The sequence below is a fragment of the Rahnella sp. PD12R genome (genome assembly GCF_019200965.1).
Taxonomy (GTDB): Bacteria; Pseudomonadota; Gammaproteobacteria; order Enterobacterales; family Enterobacteriaceae; genus Rahnella; species Rahnella laticis.
This window is the reverse complement of the sequence record NZ_JAHTMS010000007.1, coordinates 174,956-193,097: the sequence shown is the minus strand read 5'-3', so window position 1 is coordinate 193,097 and position 18,142 is coordinate 174,956. Positions and strand designations below refer to the sequence as shown.

13 protein-coding genes and 2 pseudogenes are annotated in these 18,142 nt (G+C 51.7%); 5 read left to right on the top strand and 10 right to left on the bottom strand.

The features are described 5' to 3' along the window. Window positions 1–320 precede the first annotated feature (320 nt). Together KWG64_RS15510 and KWG64_RS15505 are read right to left on the bottom strand one after the other, a co-directional pair. The gene (locus tag KWG64_RS15510; RefSeq protein WP_152327030.1) at window positions 321–1,241 is read right to left on the bottom strand and encodes a L,D-transpeptidase family protein; all 921 of its coding nucleotides are present in this window, start codon (window positions 1,239–1,241) and stop codon (window positions 321–323) included. A 265-nt stretch (window positions 1,242–1,506) separates the two neighbouring features. Next, entirely contained in the window at window positions 1,507–3,060 is a 1,554-nt protein-coding gene (locus KWG64_RS15505) for a DHA2 family efflux MFS transporter permease subunit (protein ID WP_218522383.1), read from the bottom strand. Window positions 3,061–3,141: 81 nt separating this feature from the next. Here KWG64_RS15505 and KWG64_RS15500 point away from each other — a divergent pair, with 81 nt between their 5' ends. Both KWG64_RS15500 and KWG64_RS15495 read left to right on the top strand, forming a co-directional pair. Next, a complete protein-coding gene (locus KWG64_RS15500) occupies window positions 3,142–4,266 on the top strand; it encodes an HlyD family secretion protein (RefSeq protein WP_218522382.1) in 1,125 nt (374 codons plus the stop codon). A 38-nt stretch (window positions 4,267–4,304) separates the two neighbouring features. Then, window positions 4,305–4,910 (top strand): TetR/AcrR family transcriptional regulator, encoded by a 606-nt coding sequence (locus KWG64_RS15495; protein ID WP_218522381.1) that lies wholly within the window; start codon window positions 4,305–4,307, stop codon window positions 4,908–4,910. A gap of 88 nt (window positions 4,911–4,998) precedes the next feature. Here the strand turns inward: KWG64_RS15495 and KWG64_RS15490 are convergent, their stop codons facing one another. From KWG64_RS15490 to KWG64_RS15470, 5 genes and pseudogenes are all read right to left on the bottom strand, one after another. After that, window positions 4,999–7,116, bottom strand: coding sequence for a TonB-dependent siderophore receptor (locus tag KWG64_RS15490; protein WP_218522380.1), 2,118 nt, complete (start codon window positions 7,114–7,116; stop codon window positions 4,999–5,001). A gap of 399 nt (window positions 7,117–7,515) precedes the next feature. Further along, entirely contained in the window at window positions 7,516–9,477 is a 1,962-nt protein-coding gene (locus KWG64_RS15485) for a glycoside hydrolase family 3 protein (protein WP_218522379.1), read from the bottom strand. Between the two features lie 268 nt (window positions 9,478–9,745). Then, window positions 9,746–9,946, bottom strand: a pseudogene (locus KWG64_RS15480) (tyrosine-type recombinase/integrase); the annotation flags it as partial. Between the two features lie 739 nt (window positions 9,947–10,685). Next, complete coding sequence (locus KWG64_RS15475) at window positions 10,686–13,373, bottom strand: ParA family protein (protein WP_218522378.1); 2,688 nt, start codon at window positions 13,371–13,373, stop codon at window positions 10,686–10,688. Window position 13,374: 1 nt separating this feature from the next. Beyond that, window positions 13,375–13,809 (bottom strand): hypothetical protein, encoded by a 435-nt coding sequence (locus tag KWG64_RS15470; RefSeq protein ID WP_218522377.1) that lies wholly within the window; start codon window positions 13,807–13,809, stop codon window positions 13,375–13,377. Window positions 13,810–14,103: 294 nt separating this feature from the next. Here KWG64_RS15470 and KWG64_RS15465 point away from each other — a divergent pair. Together KWG64_RS15465 and KWG64_RS25700 are read left to right on the top strand one after the other, a co-directional pair. Then, window positions 14,104–15,219, top strand: a pseudogene (locus KWG64_RS15465) (contractile injection system protein, VgrG/Pvc8 family). Between the two features lie 46 nt (window positions 15,220–15,265). Then, window positions 15,266–15,379 (top strand): ogr/Delta-like zinc finger family protein, encoded by a 114-nt coding sequence (locus KWG64_RS25700; RefSeq protein WP_255562194.1) that lies wholly within the window; start codon window positions 15,266–15,268, stop codon window positions 15,377–15,379. A 261-nt stretch (window positions 15,380–15,640) separates the two neighbouring features. Here KWG64_RS25700 and KWG64_RS15455 read toward each other — a convergent pair whose 3' ends face one another. Then, a complete protein-coding gene (locus KWG64_RS15455) occupies window positions 15,641–16,159 on the bottom strand; it encodes a chromate transporter (RefSeq protein WP_370628688.1) in 519 nt (172 codons plus the stop codon). After that, window positions 16,159–16,743, bottom strand: coding sequence for a chromate transporter (locus KWG64_RS15450; protein ID WP_195815357.1), 585 nt, complete (start codon window positions 16,741–16,743; stop codon window positions 16,159–16,161). The genes KWG64_RS15455 and KWG64_RS15450 overlap by 1 nt, the downstream gene beginning before the upstream one ends. 123 nt (window positions 16,744–16,866) lie before the next feature. Between KWG64_RS15450 and KWG64_RS15445 the strand changes: the two genes are divergently transcribed. Next, window positions 16,867–17,784: a LysR family transcriptional regulator gene (locus KWG64_RS15445; RefSeq protein WP_218522480.1), complete on the top strand. Its 918-nt coding sequence runs from the start codon at window positions 16,867–16,869 to the stop codon at window positions 17,782–17,784. Here KWG64_RS15445 and KWG64_RS15440 read toward each other — a convergent pair. Continuing rightward, window positions 17,781–18,134, bottom strand: a complete 354-nt coding sequence (locus tag KWG64_RS15440) for a helix-turn-helix transcriptional regulator (RefSeq protein ID WP_152327037.1) — start codon at window positions 18,132–18,134, stop codon at window positions 17,781–17,783. The two genes, KWG64_RS15445 and KWG64_RS15440, sit on opposite strands and share 4 nt — an antisense overlap. Window positions 18,135–18,142 lie beyond the last annotated feature (8 nt).

Here is an 18,142-nt window from a genome sequence, read left to right as displayed (position 1 = left end):
GGCAAGATTTCGCGCCACACGCGGAAGTTGCAGAACATGTCCGTCGTCCCAGCGGTAGCGCGCAGTAAAAAAGACGCGGAGAGTCCAGAGAGGGCCCGTCCTGGCCCTCTCTGGTCGGTTTCGGCGCCAGCCGCTGAGCGATCACTGCTACTAAAAAACCGAAATTTTCTCGGTCTTTCGACATCGCCTCACTGCAAGTGAGAAACCGAAATCTTCTCAATCAGGCTTATGAAAACGGGTCTTAGGGGAACCCCTAAAAAAATCCCAAAAAAAAGCCCCGAAACTGTTTCGGGGCTTTCTAAATCAGCAACAAATCAATGTTAGTTGATTTGCACCGGCATACCTGCACGCATCTCGATCGCGCGCTGAACCACAGTCTGGTTAACAGACGGAGACGATGCAACGGTGTTTGCGCTGCCGGTCAGTGTGATCGGAATCGGCTGCTGGGAATCAAACTCTTCCTGGTTGGAAGACAGCGGGTTGTGGATCTCAATATAACGTTTGCCGTCCGGCTCAACAGTGGCTTTCACCGGCTCGTTGATGAACTGAACGCGGGTGTCTTGCGGCACATTGTCGTACAGCCATTTGATGTCCGCGTCACGCAGACGCACACAACCGTGGCTTACACGCAGGCCGATACCGAAGTTGGCATTGGTACCATGAACCGCATACAGACGGCCAACGTACAGCGCGTACAGACCCATCGGGTTGTCCGGGCCAGCAGGGAAGACGGCTGGCAGGAATTCACCGCGGGCGGCATATTCCTGATGCATTTTTGCAGTCGGGGTCCAGGTCGGGCCCGCTTTTTTACGCTGAACAGTCGTCACCCAGTTCATCGGGGTGTCTTTGCCCAGTTCGCCGATACCGATTGGCAGAACGACAACGGTATTGGTGCCTTTCGGATAGTAATACAGACGCATTTCAGCACTGTTGATGACAATGCCTTCGTGTGGCGTTTCCGGCAGGATCAGTTGCTGAGGGATAGTCAGCACGGTGCCCGGTGTAGGCAGGAACGGGTCAACGCCAGGGTTGGCTTCAAGCATGTTGCTCAAACCCATCTGGTATTGCGCTGCAAAATGTTCCAGCGGCAGGCTGCTGCCCTGCGGAACGGTTACCGTAATGTTTTCACCGACCAGACGACCATTGTTCGCCGGAAGAGGATAGACCACAGCAAAAGACGCCTGGCTATATGCAGCAACTGCCAAAACCAGGGTAAGGATTGCGCGAATGCTCATTTTCATATTTTCGTTGGTCGTTAATGCCACACTGGCAGTTGTTGTCAGGATGTTGATTTCCCCCCGATGCGGAAGTTTCCGCCCGGAGGAATAGTGTACTTGCACATAGCTCTTGAAAGGGACTCAGTAACTGTAACGAATCGCATTTCAGGGCCGCCAATTATAAGGATTTATTTCAAACAGGCCAAAGCTTTCTCACCCTGTTCGAAAAGTTCCCTTCCGCAAACGCATTTTATGAGTGCAACTGCACAATTCCTTCACATTTCTACCCTCATTTACGGCAAAACGGCACCATCACCAGCGCGGCAATAAACATCCACGCCATGACCTGGAAGATATCGTTGAAAGCCAGTGTCAGGGATTGCGCCGCCACTTTTGCGCCGAACAAACCTTTGGCCATCAGCAGCGCGTGTGCGGTGTCCGGCGTCAGGTGGCCGATTTTCTGCGCCAGTGATCCAATCACGTCCTGCGCGTGGTCGCCGTATTGCCCCAGACTTTCACCGAAACGCGCCGCATGAACGCGCGTCCAGTCCTGCAACCAGGTATTCACCGTCGCAATACCGACAGCGCCGCCCAGATTTCGCATCAGGTTAAACAGGCCTGACGCATAGCGCAGTTCCGGCCCCTGAAAGGCGGTCAGCGCCATATTCACGCTCGGCACGATGCATAACATAATGAATAACCCGCGCACTACCTGCGGCCAGAAAAACTGTTCCGCACCCCAGTAAGGCGTGACGGCGGTCGTCAGCCATAAGCTCAGCGCGAAACCGGATAATCCCACGGTGATTAATATCCGGCGATCCACACGATTGATCAGACGCGCGGCGATAATCGTGCTGAAAAACTGCCCGACACCGACGACAAAGACCGTTGTGCCAATCTCCAGACTGTTGAAATCACGGATACGGCCGAGGAAAACCGGCGTCAGGTAGGTCGAGGCGTACAAACCAAAACCGACGACCAGATTGAATAAACAGGCAAAGGTAAAGGTCGGATCGCGAAAGGGCGTCAGGCGCACAATCGGGTTTTTGGAATAGAAGGAACGCTCGAGAAACAGAACAAAGGCCACCAGCGAAAACCAGGCGGAAATCTGGATCTGCGGATCGCTGAACCAGTTTTTACGCGGGCCTTCTTCGAGCACGTATTCCAGGCAGCCGAGTGCCACGGCCATCGAAAACAGATGCACCCAGTCGATACGTTTAAGCATGGAAAAATCCGCTTTATCAACGTGGATGAACATCACCGCGCCGGTCGCCACCAGCACGCCGGGTAATATGTTGATGAAGAAGATCCAGCGCCAGTCGAGAACCTGCGTCACCACGCCGCCCACGGTCGGCCCAAGCGTCGGTGCCAGTACGCTGACCATCCCGAGGATCGCCGGAATAATCGCCTGCTGTTTGCCCTTAAACATGGCGAAGCCGGTCGCGAAAACCGTCGGCACCATCGCGCCGCCGGTAAAGCCCTGTAACGCGCGGAAGAAGATCATCGATTCAATATTCCACGACAATCCGCAGCCGATGCTGCTGAGCGTAAACAGGGCGGCAGACGCGCTGAACAGCCAGCGGGTCGAAAGCGCCTGCGCCAGAAATGCTGAGAACGGGATCATCACCAGCTCGGCGATCAGGTAGGAGGTCTGCACCCAGCTGATTTCATCGGGCCCGGCGGAAAGCCCGGCCTGAACATCATTGAGCGAGGCGGCAACGATCTGGATGTCGATCAGTGCCAGAAACATGCCGAACGCCATTATGCTGAAGATCAGATACTTGCGTGATGTCGGGTAATCCGCTGGCGAGATCGCGGCGGGGTGATTCAGGGTGGCTGACATTTTTGTGAGATCCCGGGACTTGTTTATATGATGATCATCATATTAATATGATAGCCATCATGCAATGAGGTGCGAAAAAAAATGAGCGAAGCAACAGTGGATGACGGGGTTGTGGCCCCGCAGCCAAAAGTGAATAAGCGATCAAAACGGATCTGGGTGGTCAGTGCGGTTGCGCTGGCTGTGGCGCTCGGCGGGGCGGCCTGGTTGCTGGCGGCGCCTTCATCAGAATCCACAGATGACGCGTATCTGACGGCCGACGCGACCACCGTTGCGCCAAAAGTGAAAGGCTTTGTGTCGCAGGTGCTGGTGCGGCACAACCAGCAGGTTCATGCGGGCGATAAGCTTGTGTTTATCGACAGCGAAGAATTTACGGCGCGATTAGCCGCCGCGCGGGGCGATCTGGATGATGCCCGTGCGCAGGTCGCGCAGCAGCAGGCGGCGTTGCTCAGCCAGCAGGCGCAGGAACAACTGGCGCTGACGCAAATCGATGCAGCGCGAACCGCCATCCGATCCTCGAAAGCCGAACAACAGCATGCCGAGGCCGAGCAACAACGCTATCAGTCGCTGGCGGTCAGCGGTGCGACGTCCCGTAATGATGCGGACCGCTATAGAACCGTGGCGGTGACGGCGGAACAGACCTCGGCACACGCGGCTGCCATGCTGAATGTCGCACAAAATCAGGCGGCGGTGACGCACGCGCAGCGGGCTGAAATTGAAGCGGCGCTGGCGCTGGCAAATGCGGCGGTAGTAAAAGCGCAGGCGGCAGAAGATCTGGCGCAACAGGATCTTAGCCACACGACAATTTTTGCGGCGGTGGATGGCGTGGTCGGAAACCGTCAGGTGCAGGTCGGCGATTACGTGACGCCCGGCCAGCGGCTGATGGCGCTGGTGCCCGATGAAGGGATTTACGTCACCGCCAATTTTAAAGAGACACAGACCGGCAGAATGCAGCCCGGCCAGAAAGCCGATGTGCAGGTGGATGCGCTGCCCGGCGTGACGTTCCGCGGGGAAGTGGACAGCCTCGCGCCCGGTTCCGGCTCAACGTTTGCGCTGCTGCCGTTTGAGCCCGGTACTGGCAATTTCACCAAAATTGTCCAGCGCGTGCCGGTGCGTATTCGTCTGGATCCCGGTCAGCCGGAAGCCAGCGCACTGAGGCCGGGGTTATCTGTCGATGCGCGCGTTTCGTTAACGGAACCGGTCAGGTAAACTGAGGCGGCAATTTATTCGATTATCAGGGTCTTACTATGCGCTACGAAAGTGAACATAAGCCAAAAATCCGCGAGCGGATTGTGAAGGAAGCGGCAAAAGCCATCCGAGCCAAAGGGCCGTTGCAGGTCAGCGTGGCGGGCGTGATGAGCAAAGCCGGGCTGACGCATGGCGGATTTTATGCGCACTTTGCCTCGAAAGACGCCCTGATCGAAGCCGCCATTCAGCAGATGTTTAATCAGGTGATGCAGCGCTGGGACAAAGATAATCAGGGGCTGAGTTCGCCGCAGCAACTGGCGGGATACATCGATTTTTATCTGTCGCCGTGGCATCGCGATAACCGTTCGCAGGGTTGTCCGGTGTCGGCGCTGGCTTCTGAAGCACCGCGCATGACCGCGCCTTGTCAGGCCGAATTTGCGCGCGGGATTGAAAGAATTCGCGGCATGATTATCCGCCAGCTGACTGAAATGGGCGTGGAAGATCCGCAGGCGACGGCGGTGTCAGTCAGTTCGGAGTTGATGGGCAGTTTATCACTGGCGCGATGCGAACCCGACCGGCAGGCCTCGGACGCTTTGCTGCACAGTGCAAAGGAAAATCTCAAAGCACGGCTGCATTTACCTGTGCAGAACATACCGGCGCAATAGAAAAGAAAAAGCCCTGAAAATTCAGGGCTTTTTTATCACGGAAATTTGAGGGGACGTGTGAAGGTTTTCCCTTTTCCGCCGTCAGCTATCAGAAATCATAACCGACTGTGGCGACCACGGTACGTTCCTGACCCCAGTAGCAATAGCTGGTGCCGTAACAGGCCGCGACGTATTTTTTGTCGAACAGGTTGTTGGCGTTCAGCTGCACATACGCACCTTTGAGCTGCGGATTGAACTGCACCAGATTCATACGCAGTGACGCATCAACCAGCGTTGCGGATGGCATATGCAGGGTGTTTTCATTATCCGCCCACTGCGTGCCGATGTAACGAACGCCTGCGCCCACATCCACGCCGATTGGCGATTTGTACTGACCCCAGATGGAAGCCATCTGTTTTGGTGTCACGTACGGCGTGTTGCCGTTGTTCTGCGCCGCGTCGCGGATACGCACTTTATTGTAGGTATAACCCGCCATCACGTTGAAACGCTCGGTGACCTGTTTCTTGGCTTCCAGTTCCAGACCCTGTGAACGGATTTTACCCGCCGGCTCGTAGTAGCTGCCCACAACCACGCGGTTACCCACGTCTTTTTGCGTCAGGTCATACAGCGCCGCGGTGTACATATCGGACGTACCAACCGGCTGGTATTTGATCCCCGCTTCGTATTGCTCACTTTGCATTGGTTTCAGCAGTGTGCCGTCCGGGCCCGGCAGGGCAGACGGCGTCATGGCCTGGCTGTAGCTGACGTACGGAGAAATCCCGCTGTCGAATGCATAAAGCAGGGAAGCGCGGCTGCTGAAGTGTTCGTCTTTACGTTCGCTGTTGGAGGTTTGCGCGTAAATACTTTCGTAGCTGCGGCTCGAGGTTTTCAGGGTGTCGTAACGGCCGGATAATGTCAGGAACCACTTGTTCCAGCTCATTTCGTCCTGCAGATAAGTCCCCATCTGCTCGTAACGGTTTTTGCCGCGCGAATGGCTGTAGTAATCCAGCGCATCGCCACCCACACCGGTGTACGGGTTAAGCGTCTCAGCCGTTGCGCCGTCAGATTTCACGTCGTTGATGAAGTGAGAATAGTCAAAGCCCAGCACCACTTTGTGCGCAATTTCGCCGGTGGCGAAATCAGCTTCCAGCTGGTTATCGATAGCAAACGTGTCGAGGGACGATTTCTCACCGGAATAGTAACGGTTCATCAGCGTGCGATCCGCGTTCCAGCCTGCCTGATACACCTGATCCAGTTCGGTATTGGAATGGGTGTAGTTGGTGTTCTGGCGGAATGACCAGACGTCGTTAAACGTGTGCTGGAATTCGTAGCTGTAAATTTGTTCCCAGCGTTTGAACTGGTTGTAGGTGCTTTCGCCGTCAAAGAAACCACGACTCAGTTTCTGGCCGTACAGGCTGCCGTCGGCCGGAACTGCGGCGTGATAACCGCCGGACGGATCTTTTTGCAGATACGCGCGCAGCAACAGGGAGGTGTTTTCATCCGGCGTCCACAGCAGTTGCGGGGAGATCGCATAACGTTCTTCACGCTGATGATCGTACTGCGTGTCGCTGCTGCGGGTCATACCGGTCAGACGGAATGCCAGCGTATCGCTGAGCGCATTGGTGTAATCGAACGCGCCGCCTTTGGTGTTTTGCGTCCCGCCGGAAAGCTGGAAGTGACCTTCTTCAGCAAATTGCGGACGTTTGGTGGATTCCACCACGACACCGCCGGGAATGCTCTGGCCGTAAAGCGCAGAAGACGGGCCTTTGACCACATCAATACGCTCAAGGAACCACGGGTCAACCTGAATGGAGTTGTAAGTTGCGCCGTCGCTCAGAATACGCAGGCCATCAAGGAATGTGTTGTTGACGTCACCGCCGTGGAAACCGCGCAGGGAGATGGTGTCATAACGCGTTGCGCCACCGGCAAAGTTGGTGAAAACGCCCGGCGTATAGTTCAGTGCCGCATTGACGGTTGTGGCGTTCTGGTCAGTCATTTGCTGACGCGTGACCACAGAAACTGCCTGACCGGTGGTGATTAACGGCTGATCCGTTTTGGTCGCGCTTTTACTGGTTTTCGCACTGTAACCCTGCGTCGGAGCATCTGCGGTATCAGCAGGCGCGGCTTTGACAACGACGGTATCTTCGGCTGCAAGAGAAGCTGCCGGAACGGACAGCGCCATAGCGCACAGAAGCACCGAGCGTTTGAGGGGGAAAGCCAACAACATATTCATAGTCCCTATAAATAACCCGATAAATAATCGAGTAATTAATTGATGCGAGTGTATTGATGCGTGTGTATAGACCCAAAAGCCAACAACGTTCCGTACTAAAGCGCCTGTACAGAAAATGACAGGGATTAACAGAAACGAGACGAATGTTAAACTTAATGATAATTGTTATCATTATTATTTTACAAATTCAAGTGAACTTTCTGCAAAAAGTGTGAAGTGGCGACATTTTATCCGCATGAAATGAATGGGTTTTTTGATTATTTAACGGGCAAAGGGGCAATTTTGCGGGCTGATTTCTGTTACAAATGCGCAGGAGAACAGGAGGGAATAGGGGAAATTTTCCAAAGGACCGTCCGCGGCAAAGGCCGGGACGGCAGGGAGTTGAAGGACAGTTTACCGCGCCAGCCCGAAGCCAATCTCAAATAACGGTGATTCGCTGTCATGCGGCATATCCGACTTCTGTTGCAAAACGGCTTCCATGGAAGAAGGCAGTTCGAAAGGCAGTTTTCCGGTATAGGCTTCCGTTCCGGTGAGGCGGGTAAACAGCACGGTATCACTGACGCCAAAATTGCCGATAACCGCTTTGGCTTTATCGACGACGTTGGTGAGAATCGCCGGGCGATCCAGATAAACCGTCACGAGGGTCGGGACGGATTTGCTGGCTTTCACGATGGCCTGATAATCGGTGTTGTCTTCAGTGAACGCCAGCGAACCTTCATGATGGCGTTTGCCGAAGAACCACTGCTTATGCGGCTGTTCATACGGCGCTTGTGCGCGGATCAGCGCCACATCAGCTTTTTCCGGGGAATCCACGACGGTGAAACCCGCTGCCTGCGCGGCTTTCGGTTCGATGCCGTGCAGCCAGATTTTTTTGCCTTTTTTCAGCGGCAAAATCTCATCTTTGTTTTGCAGCAGAACCAGCGAATGGCCTTGCGCCGCATTCGCTTCTTTCTGCCAGCTCTCGCGGCCCACGGTTTGCACCGCTTTCTGTGCGTCCACATACGGATTTTCAAACAGGCCGGTCTGGAATTTCTGTACCAGAATGCGGGTCACGGATTCATCCAGACGTTGCTCGGTCAGCTGTTTCTCATTAACTGCGTTCACCAGCAGTTGCGAATCGGTCACGCCACCGAACTGATCGACACCGGCTTTCACCGCTTTGGCGAAACGCTCCTGTGGCGTCAGGTTTTCCACGCCCCAAGACATGCCGCCCGGCACCGGTTCTTTTCCTTCCGGCGCGCCGTTCAGGCATTCATCGCTGCAATCATTGGTGATCAGCCAGTCGCTGAGGATCACGCCTTTAAAACCGTACTGCCCGCGTAAAATATCGTTCAGCAACTGATGGCTGAACCCGGCACCGACCTGTTCCAGCGGTTTGCCTTCGAACATGGCATTTTTCAGGATGGAATAGGTGGGCATGACGCTGGCGACGTTGGCTTCAAACGCACCGGTAAACGGGTAGATATGTTCTTTCAGATTGTTGCCGGGGAAGATGGCGTTCTTGCCATACACGTTGTGGCTGTCGTAGCCGTTTTCCGCCGCGCCGTAGCCGACCCAGTGTTTTACCACCGAAATGACGCTGCCGCTGTTCAGCCCGTCTGGCCCGTTTTGCATGCCTTCGATGTAACCGCGCACCATGTTATGTACGCGCGCCGGATCTTCGCCAAAAGTACCGCTGATGCGCGCCCAGCGGGGTTCGGTTGCCAGATCGGCCTGCGGCGAAAGTGCTTCGCGAATACCGACCGCCAGGTATTCCTGACGCACAATATCGGCGTAACGGCGGGTGACTTTTTCATCACCAATCGCCGCCAGCCCGAGCGTTTCCGGCCATTGGGTGAATTTGCCGGATGAAGTGCTTGCGCCAATCAGATATTCAAAGGAATTACGCGGATCGCTGCTGATGGTCACCGGGATCCCCAGCCGTGTCCCTTCGGCAATCTGCTGAAGCTTGTTGTTTTCTTCGGCCATAATGGCCGGATCTTCCGCCGAAAGACGGGTGATGAGGCTGTTGACTTTGGCACCGGCGATCATCTTTTTCGCGGCGTCGATATCGTAATGTGTCCCGGCTCCAATCGGGCTATTGGCCGTTGGCGCCGAGCCGTGCATCATCACGCCCGCTTTTTCTTCCAGCGTCATACGTTTGACCAGATCCGCCGCACGCGCTTCCGGCGTCAGCCGCCAGTCCTCGTAAGGTTCCAGCATGCCCGAATGATTGAGGTCTTTGAATTTCAGGCCGTCAACGGTGAGTAACGTGGTTTCACGCTGGCTGAGTTCAGGCTGAGTGTCACTGGCGAAAACGGTCGGGGCGGAAAGCAGCAGGGCAGAAACAGCAAGGCTCAGAGGTTTGATCTTCATTATCATCCTTAATGATTGATATATATAGATACTCAATCCTCAATCAATAACCTATTTGCGGGCTGGATATTGCGATCGGGTTCGCAAATAAAAATCCTCGGGTGTTATGGGGCATTGCGCCCTTTTTGTTGTTCTTCTAAAACAACAAGTTATATCTAAATCAATCAGTTAACCCTCCATTGAAATCAATCAAAACACCTCTAAATCAATCCTGTGTGGTCAAAATGTGGATCAGCAGTTTTCTGCATGTGATCATTTTGGGTAGCGATTAATCGAGGTTGACTAGAGGGTTTAACGTAGCCGCATCCGCCAGGTGATCGGGGGAGAAGTGCGCGTAAACCATCGTCTGGTTAATGCTGGAATGCCCAAGAATGCGCTGTAGAACGAGCATGTTTCCGCCGTTCGCCATAAAGTGGCTGGCAAAGGTATGGCGGAAAACATGTGTTGCCTGTCCTGCGGGGATTTCTGGAGCAACGCGCTTTAGAATTTTACGGGCAAGATCGTGTAAGTATCCCGCGTAACCGAACCATTTACTTTTAGAGATCTTCCGACATATTGATTATGTCACCTGAGGAGATCGCTATGCGTAAGATCCGATTCACCGAGCACCAGATCCGGGGCCTGAACAGTTCAAAATTGGTCAGTTAACACGCGAACAGCGAAAACAGATCTAAGAGAGTCTGCATAACCATAAACCGCAGCGGCGAAAATCACCTGCTGATGAGTTTGAGGCACTGGCGATCGCAATAACAAGTGGCGACTGTTCCGACTATGACAACAGAAGAGCAGAGAGCTATCTCAAAGTGGCCCACGCTATCAGGCAGCAAGAGCAGGTTTATCACCGGCAATCGCTGGTCTGGCGGGGCTGGTTCAGCCATGGGCTAAGATTAAGAAGGTGCATATCAGTAAGCCGCAGGCCATTCAACTGGAGCGCGGACCGTGCTTGATAATATGTATCGTGTGAATCCAATTACTGGAGAGCATATTGTCATAGGGGGTGATATAAATTGGCGGAAAATGATATCCCGGCATTTAACTCTTGAGCTTATTTCACGATGGAAAGAAGCACTAAGTTCAATTTGAGATTAATATTTAGAATTGCGGGGAGGCGTTGTAACCACCTGTATTTATTAGCGTATTTGTTATATGGCCATCACGGTGTGAATGTGATGACCATATATGACTACATTAAATTGATACAGGGGATATTAAAATGGAATACCTCCCAAGTTTCTTTTCAATAAAGCTTGTACTCGTGGTCTTCCCCCGCCAGCTGACGTAAAATCAAGACCCCATCTGTATATTTCTGGCAAGAAATATCGATCATCTGAAATTTGATCTTTATCTTCGTAAATAATTCCTAACTCTTTAAGAGAGTTTAAGAGTTCTAATGATAACCCAACATCTAATGGGTTAAATGGCACTTTTTTTACTTCCTTTGGTATTTTCTCAAGAATTGTACGCCAGTCATTCAAAGATTTTATTTCACTTGCCGTTTCTGAAACTTTTTCCGCACTACATGCTGGCAAAGATTTTCGTATGGCTTCTGGAGCAAGAACACGATCTGACCAGAGTTCATTTTTTATTGCCATGCTTTGTGTTTGCAACATAGCTTCTGCAGAAAACTTCAAAAATCTAACGATATCTCTTGCTTGCAATTTCCCATTCAAATCACAAATTGCAGCAAATACCCATCTTGCTGTATTAGCTTCTTTCGAGTTATCTCTACCTAATTTTTTTCCCCACAATTTTTCAAGAGCAATCAAGAGGCTTTCGCTATTTAATTTGTCTGCTGCATGAGGATCAGCATCAATAATAAATGATTTACCTGCAACCCAATATGCTAAGCGAAGAAATGACTCGGGCGTCCATTCAAGTCTAAATGGTTGATATCTTGAAACAAATTGTGAGAAGTTTTGTTTAATGACAGTTTGTACATAATCTGCTCGGATAAAACATATCAGTCCAAGTTTCCTATCAGTTATCTCTGCGAGTGCATTAGGTAATTGTAGCAGTGCCTTGATAGCGTTTCTTTGGACTTCATTCGTATCAGGTGAGTCAAATAAATCTTCAATTCCATCTACTAATAAAAGTAATGACTTTTCTCTAGAAATAAGCAGTTCATTTAGTTCTGAAAGGGATTTAGCTTCCCCTCCAAGTTCAGACAGGAGAAATTGAATCCAAAATTCATCCCAATTAATATCAGGGCCATCTAAGGCCGCTTTGACTTTTTTTGCGGCCGCATCAAGATTAGTTTCAGATTTAAATCCTAAAGTAGATAAAGATTCTTTCCTGATTGAACGAACCTTTTCACCAGCGGCATCAAGATTTGTTGAAGCGAGCAAAGGAAATACAATTGCATCAGTGGCTGAAATAACTCCAGTATTGATCTTCCTATGGAACTTGCTCCAATTTCCAGAAAGACATATTTGAATATAAGTGAATGTTTTACCCGCCCCTTTTGCACCTATGGATATGGCATTAGGAATGGTGTCTGTATAATGTTTTGCCAGATTTCGAAGCGGATCTGTGACAAGCATGTCATTTGCGTCTATATTTTCTGCAAACTGAAACTTACTACATGTTTCATATAGTTTTTGTACATCTGAAATATTTATATTATTTGGGCTGTTAAGAACTTGTGCTACTAATTCATTCTCAGATGATTGTAATGAATCTGCCCAGTCTCTCGCAGCAGTATAAAGCGTAGATTGTGATAATGCTTGATATGCATCTCTGATAGAAGACAAGCTCATTAATGACTGATTGAAATCAACTTCAAGCCATTCAATTCCTTGCCCCAAAATATCTGAATCCTCAGTTGGATAAGCAGAGTTCAACATTTCGGTGGCTGTAGTATATGCCGGTAGTTTTCTAAGTTGATCCGTTAATAAACTAACAATAACCGATGGTTTTTCCTTTTCAGCTATAAAATCGGTTAACATAGACTGAGAATTGTGTAAGCGAGATAATATTTCAGACATCCCCTTCACAGATTGAGCTGCTACAGTAGTAACAAAATAGTGCTCAATGCGAGGGTCAAAAATTATTGGACTGGCAAGTTCACTGAGGCCAGCTCTCAAATCAATCAGGACAGCATCAACATCTAAGGCTTGACCTAATTTCATGAGATATTCACTCAATATCCATGGGTTTTCTAAATTTTTAGATAAATGCTCAGGTGTGACTGGCATATCCATTACGGCAGTGAGGTCAAGAGATGAAGGTAATATAAAAATCTCTTTGCTTGGGCCATCGATATTAATGGATGTTTTTCTGAGCTCACTTGCGAAATAATCTATTACTTCACCTTGTGAGCTAGGTGAATAATGTATAGCTTCGACATAATTTATAAATGAAACTGTAGGTTTATTCTCATCATCTAGCCAAAAACTTATGCCGGGAGCTTCTAAATCTGCATCAATCAATAGAACCTTTGCACGTTCTTTAGCATTGAGCATAGCTGTTGCATATGTCATCAACGATGTGGTTCTACCAACGCCTCCTTTGAAAGAATGAAAAGCAGCCATATGAGGCCCCTCTCTCCATTCTTCAGGAGAGTTTGTACCTATTCCAGGATTGTAAACATGTTCTTTCCAAAGTGGATAAACAGGTTTTAGATTGTTTTTTTCACTAACGGTTGATATAAACTCAATAGGGTAAATTTCTTTGTTCAAATCAAACCGAATATAAGGTTCATCAACAAACGAAATATTTTTCCCAAAAGCAGCTCCTAACCACTCTAAGGTATGTAAAAGATCACCAGAGTACTCAATTTCCATCCCTGAGCTATAGCAATAAATTGCATGAATGAAATCAGGATACTGTGTTTTATTATTGCTAACTCTTTTTAGCTGCCTCTCGACATCTAACCAGGTTATTAATTTTCCATCCATATCATAATTCCTTATTAATCCAAGCATTTATCTGTACAAGTTTCTGTTCTAAGACTAGGTCTGTAATAGTTCCTGGCCCATTTAACTTCCCCCCATAGCGCCATACCTGATTTAATTGGCTGACATGGCAGTTTCTGGGTGTAGAGGTCTTATTAATGTTGCAATTTTTCATCGAAACACCCTCAGGGAGCTGTTGGGTTTTGGGCAGAAGAACAAGATCGGCGATTTTATTTAAGTCATGTGATAGTAAGCCAGCGTTCACTTCATCAATGATGTCTAAATTTCTTTGTGTGAGAAAAACAGCTTTTAAACCGCACTCTACAGCATAAAAAAGAAGCAGCCTGTGTGGATTCTGTCGTGGCTCAACATTCGAAACTGCTGTTGCATCTCTCCAGGCTCGTGTGAGCTCTTGTTTTGTAAAAGGTAGCTTAGCCATTGTCAGTCGTTGTCCTTGGCAAAAAATATATGAGTATGTTTATACCAACACAATTTGAGTTGAGTGCCTGTGGATCATTCTTCACCATAGTAAATATCAACACAAAAATACGCAAAGTTTATCAACATCGCATACCTGCATAAATTCATACTTAATTGCACAATTTTTTCGATGGTACTTTTGCCAGACAAGCCCAGGCGCGGCGCGGCCTGCCGTGATCTGCATGTTTGCACAAAAAGACGGGGTTTTTGTGTGCGGGCGAGGCGGGGGAACCATTGCGCGCTGAGGGGGTAGTTGGATGATGATGCGCGTTATTCGCCCCGCCCGGCGTTCAGTATTCAGATTGAGGGCAAGCAGCTCACCGCGCTGAATGACCGTTTGATCTCGTTGTCGCTGACGGACAATCGGGGGTTTGAAGCGGATACGCTTGATCTCACGCTGGATGATTCAGACGGACAGATCGTTATGCCATTGCGTGGCGCGAAGATTTCCGTTTCGCTGGGCTGGGATAATGACCCGCTGATATTTAAAGGGCTGTACACAGTTGATGAGGTTGCGCACCGTGGCCCGCCAGATCAGCTCACCATCAGCGCCCGCAGCGCAGATTTTCGCGACACGTTCAACGTGAAGCGTGAATACTCTTGGCACGATATTACCGTTGGCGATGTGGTTGCCTGTATCGCCAGCCGGTACGACCTGCGCGCCGGTGTGAGCGAGGAACTGGCGAAGATTGAGATCGATCACGCAGACCAGTGAATCAGATATCAGCTTTCTCACAAGAATGGCGGATATGCTGGGCGCAGTTGCCACCGACAAAAATGGCATGTTGCTGTTCATCACGCTGGCGCAGGGCCTAACCCAAAGCGGTAAACCATTATCGGCGATCAGCATTGTGCGGGCCAGCGGCGATAAGCACAGCTTTAGCATTGCCGATCGTGATGCTTATACCGGCGTTACTGCCTACTGTTGGATCTGAATTTCGGGAAGAAGCCTGCCACCACGGTACAAACAAACACCCGCAGACGTCGCAGAACAACCCAGCCGAAGAAGCCGAAAGAACCCGCCTCAAGCAGCAAGAAAGGGGATTACATGGCGGGCGCGGAGTGTAACGTATTCGTGATCCGCAAGACGTTTAAAACCGAGAAGGCTGCGAAGCGGGCAGCGGCGGCGAAGTGGAGCCAGTTAAAGCGTGGCGCGGCGTCAATCTCCATCATGCTGGCGCGGGGCCGGGCGGATTTGTACCCAGAACAACCGGCAAGCGTATCGGACTTTAAGTCCACGATTGACGGTTACTGGACGATTATCCGATGTGTGCATGATATCGGCAGCGGCGGCTTTACCACCTCGCTGGAGTTGGAAGTTAAGATCGATGAATGGACGGCTGAGGCGGGTGACGAATCAACGGGTTAAGCGTTATACTTGACGTGATATTAACCAGTCCAGAGGAGGCCCGCGTATGGCAATACGCTGTCCTCGCTGCCATGCAGTTGCGAAAACTCGTACCAGTGTAGAGTTGAGTGATTTAGTGCGGCGCAGTTATCACCAGTGTCAAAACATGTTGTGCGGCTAATGCTTTACCAGCATGACGCAAATAGACGAATCATCAAACCAGACTCAGTCTGTTCCAGGAGCTATGGTTCCACAAAGCGCTTTCCCGCGAAGTCACCACGGTGATGACCAGCTAAGTTTGGTTCTGTAGGTGTCCAACAAAGCCCCAGACTATCGGGGCTTTTATTTTTTAAAGTCAAAATGTGGTCAGTGTTTTTATTAATTTCAATAGAAACAGAAACATATTCTCTGTGTGACGGGGCATTGCGCCCCGTAAAATAATTCAGCTCAACGCCATACCCAATACCGCGCCCACCGCCAGCACCCATAACGGATGGATGCGTTTGTTCAGAGCCATCAGTGTACACAGCGCAATCACACCGGCGAGGGGCAATGTGGTGGCGGAGGCTTTGGCGATTAACAATCCGCTGGAAACCACCAGCCCGACGGTGACCGGCACCAGGCCGCGCTGGATCACCTGCCGCCACGGTTTATCTTTGTAACGCTTCCAGCCGCCCATGACGACAATTGTCACAATGGAAGACGGGCCGAATTTTGCCAGCGAAGACACCAGCAGCCCGGACCACCCGGCGACCTGCCAGCCAATGAGCGGCACGATCATCATATTCGGGCCCGGCGCGGCCTGCGCCAGGGCAAACAGGGCGCTGAACTCCTGCGCGCTCATCCAGTGATGGATATCCACCACCGCGCGCTGCATCTCGGGGAGAATGGTATTTCCGCCGCCAAACGCCAGGAGGGAAAGTTCGGTAAACAACAGGGCGAGTGAGAGTAAAACGGCCATCAGTTTTTACTCCGTGCGCAGATAAAAATGCTGACCGGTGCCAGCACCAGCATGACCGGCAGCATCGGGATACGGAACGCGGCGATGGCGATGACGCCCGCGGCGACCAGTGCCAGTTGCAGCCATTTTCCCCACAGCGGCGCGAGCATTTTGAGGCCGGTGGAGAGCAGCAATCCCGCCGCCGCCGCGGCCATACCGGCGAACAGATGTTCTACCAGCGGTTCATTCTGATAACGCGCATAGACCAGACCCAGCAGCACGACGCAAATCGTCGGCGCGAGGATCAGCCCGAGAATGGCGGAAAGCGCACCGCGCAGCCCGCGAAATTCCATCCCTAAGGCGACCGATAAATTGATGATATTGCCGCCGGGCAAAAACTGGCACAGCCCGAGCAGTTCAGTGAACTGTGCGGCAGTCAGCCAGCGGCGTTTATCCACCAGCATGTGCCGCGCCATCGGCAGCACACCGCCAAAGCCCGTCAGACCTAAAATGAAAAAGCCCATGAAAAGTTGTCCGCAATCGGGTGCGGGCGCAGTCTGGTCTTCGGTACTGAGCATGATTTTTTCCTGCGTGTAATCGGCCATCTCGACACTCTCCCTCAAATGTAATTCAAAGCCGCCAGAGGCGTAAATTTCGTTACGGATCATGCGCGCTGTCGTGACATGATGTCTAATGCCTTTAATAATGAGGAAAGATACCCTGTGAGTATGGCAATGATTGAACTGAAACGGCTTAACGCCTTTGTCACCGTGGTGGAAGCCGGCAGTATTACCCGCGCTGCGGAGTTGTTGTTTATTCAGCAGCCACCGCTGACGCGCCTGTTGCAGGGGCTGGAGCAGGATTTTGGCGTGCCTTTATTGCAGCGTTTGCCGCGCGGGGTGATCCCGACCGAAGCCGGTGAAGTGTTGTTGCAGGAAGCGCGCGCGGTGCTGGCGCGGGCGGAGCAACTGAATGCGGCGATGCGTCGCGCGGCACAGGGCGAACAGGGGCGCATCCGGATTGGGTTCACCAGCTCGGCGGCGCTGCATACGTTTGTGCCCGCGCTATTGCGCCGGTATCGCGAGATTTATCCGTCTGTCAGCACGCAGCTTGAGGAAAGCGGCAGCGGCGAGTTGCTGGAAGCCGTGGTCGCCGGGCAACTTGACGTGGCGTTTGTGCGCATGCCGGTCAAAGACATGCCGGAACTGGAGATGGAAAAGGTGCTGGAAGAGCCGATGTGGGTCGCCGTTCCCGCCGGACACCGGCTGGCGGCGCGGGTTTCCGGTCAGCCGCTGAAACTCGAAGAACTGAGCAACGAACCCTTTGTGCTTTACCGCCGCCGCGCCGGGCAGGGGTTGTACGATGCGATACTCGCGGCGTATGTCCGCGCCGGATTCAGCCCGCATATTGTGCAGGAAGCGCCACGGCTGACGTCGTGCCTGAGTCTGGTCGGCGCGGGGCTGGGGATTTCGATTGTTCCGGCGTCTATGACCCGGCTGGGCGGCGACGGCGTGGTATTTTTGCCGCTCGATGCCAGCACGCAGCTCAGCGCGCCGTTATATCTCGCACGCCGGGAAGACAGCCATGCATCGTCTATAATAAGTACGTTTTGTCAGCTGGTCAGAAGGCTGCAGGCCGGAGATTAAAGGTGTTGCTCGGAGATGTGTTTTTGCGTGGATTCGACGGTAATGCCGTCGGATTCGATGGCGCTGAGCAGACAATCGAGCAGGCCGGGGAAACGGGCGTCCAGATCTTCACGGCGCAGGGAAAGTAAGTTAGCGCGTCCGTCCGGCCGCTGCCAGATCACGCCGCTGTCACGCAAGACGCGCCAGTGGTGAGTCAGCGTCGATTTCGATAAGCCCTGCAACAGGGTGCCGCACGGGTGTTCGCCGCCTTTCGCTAAGGTGCGGATCACCGCCAGACGTAGCGGATTTCCCAGCGCAGTCAGCACATTTTCGAGACGAATCTGCTCGCGTTCGGGGTGGTTAGCTATCATCGGATCAT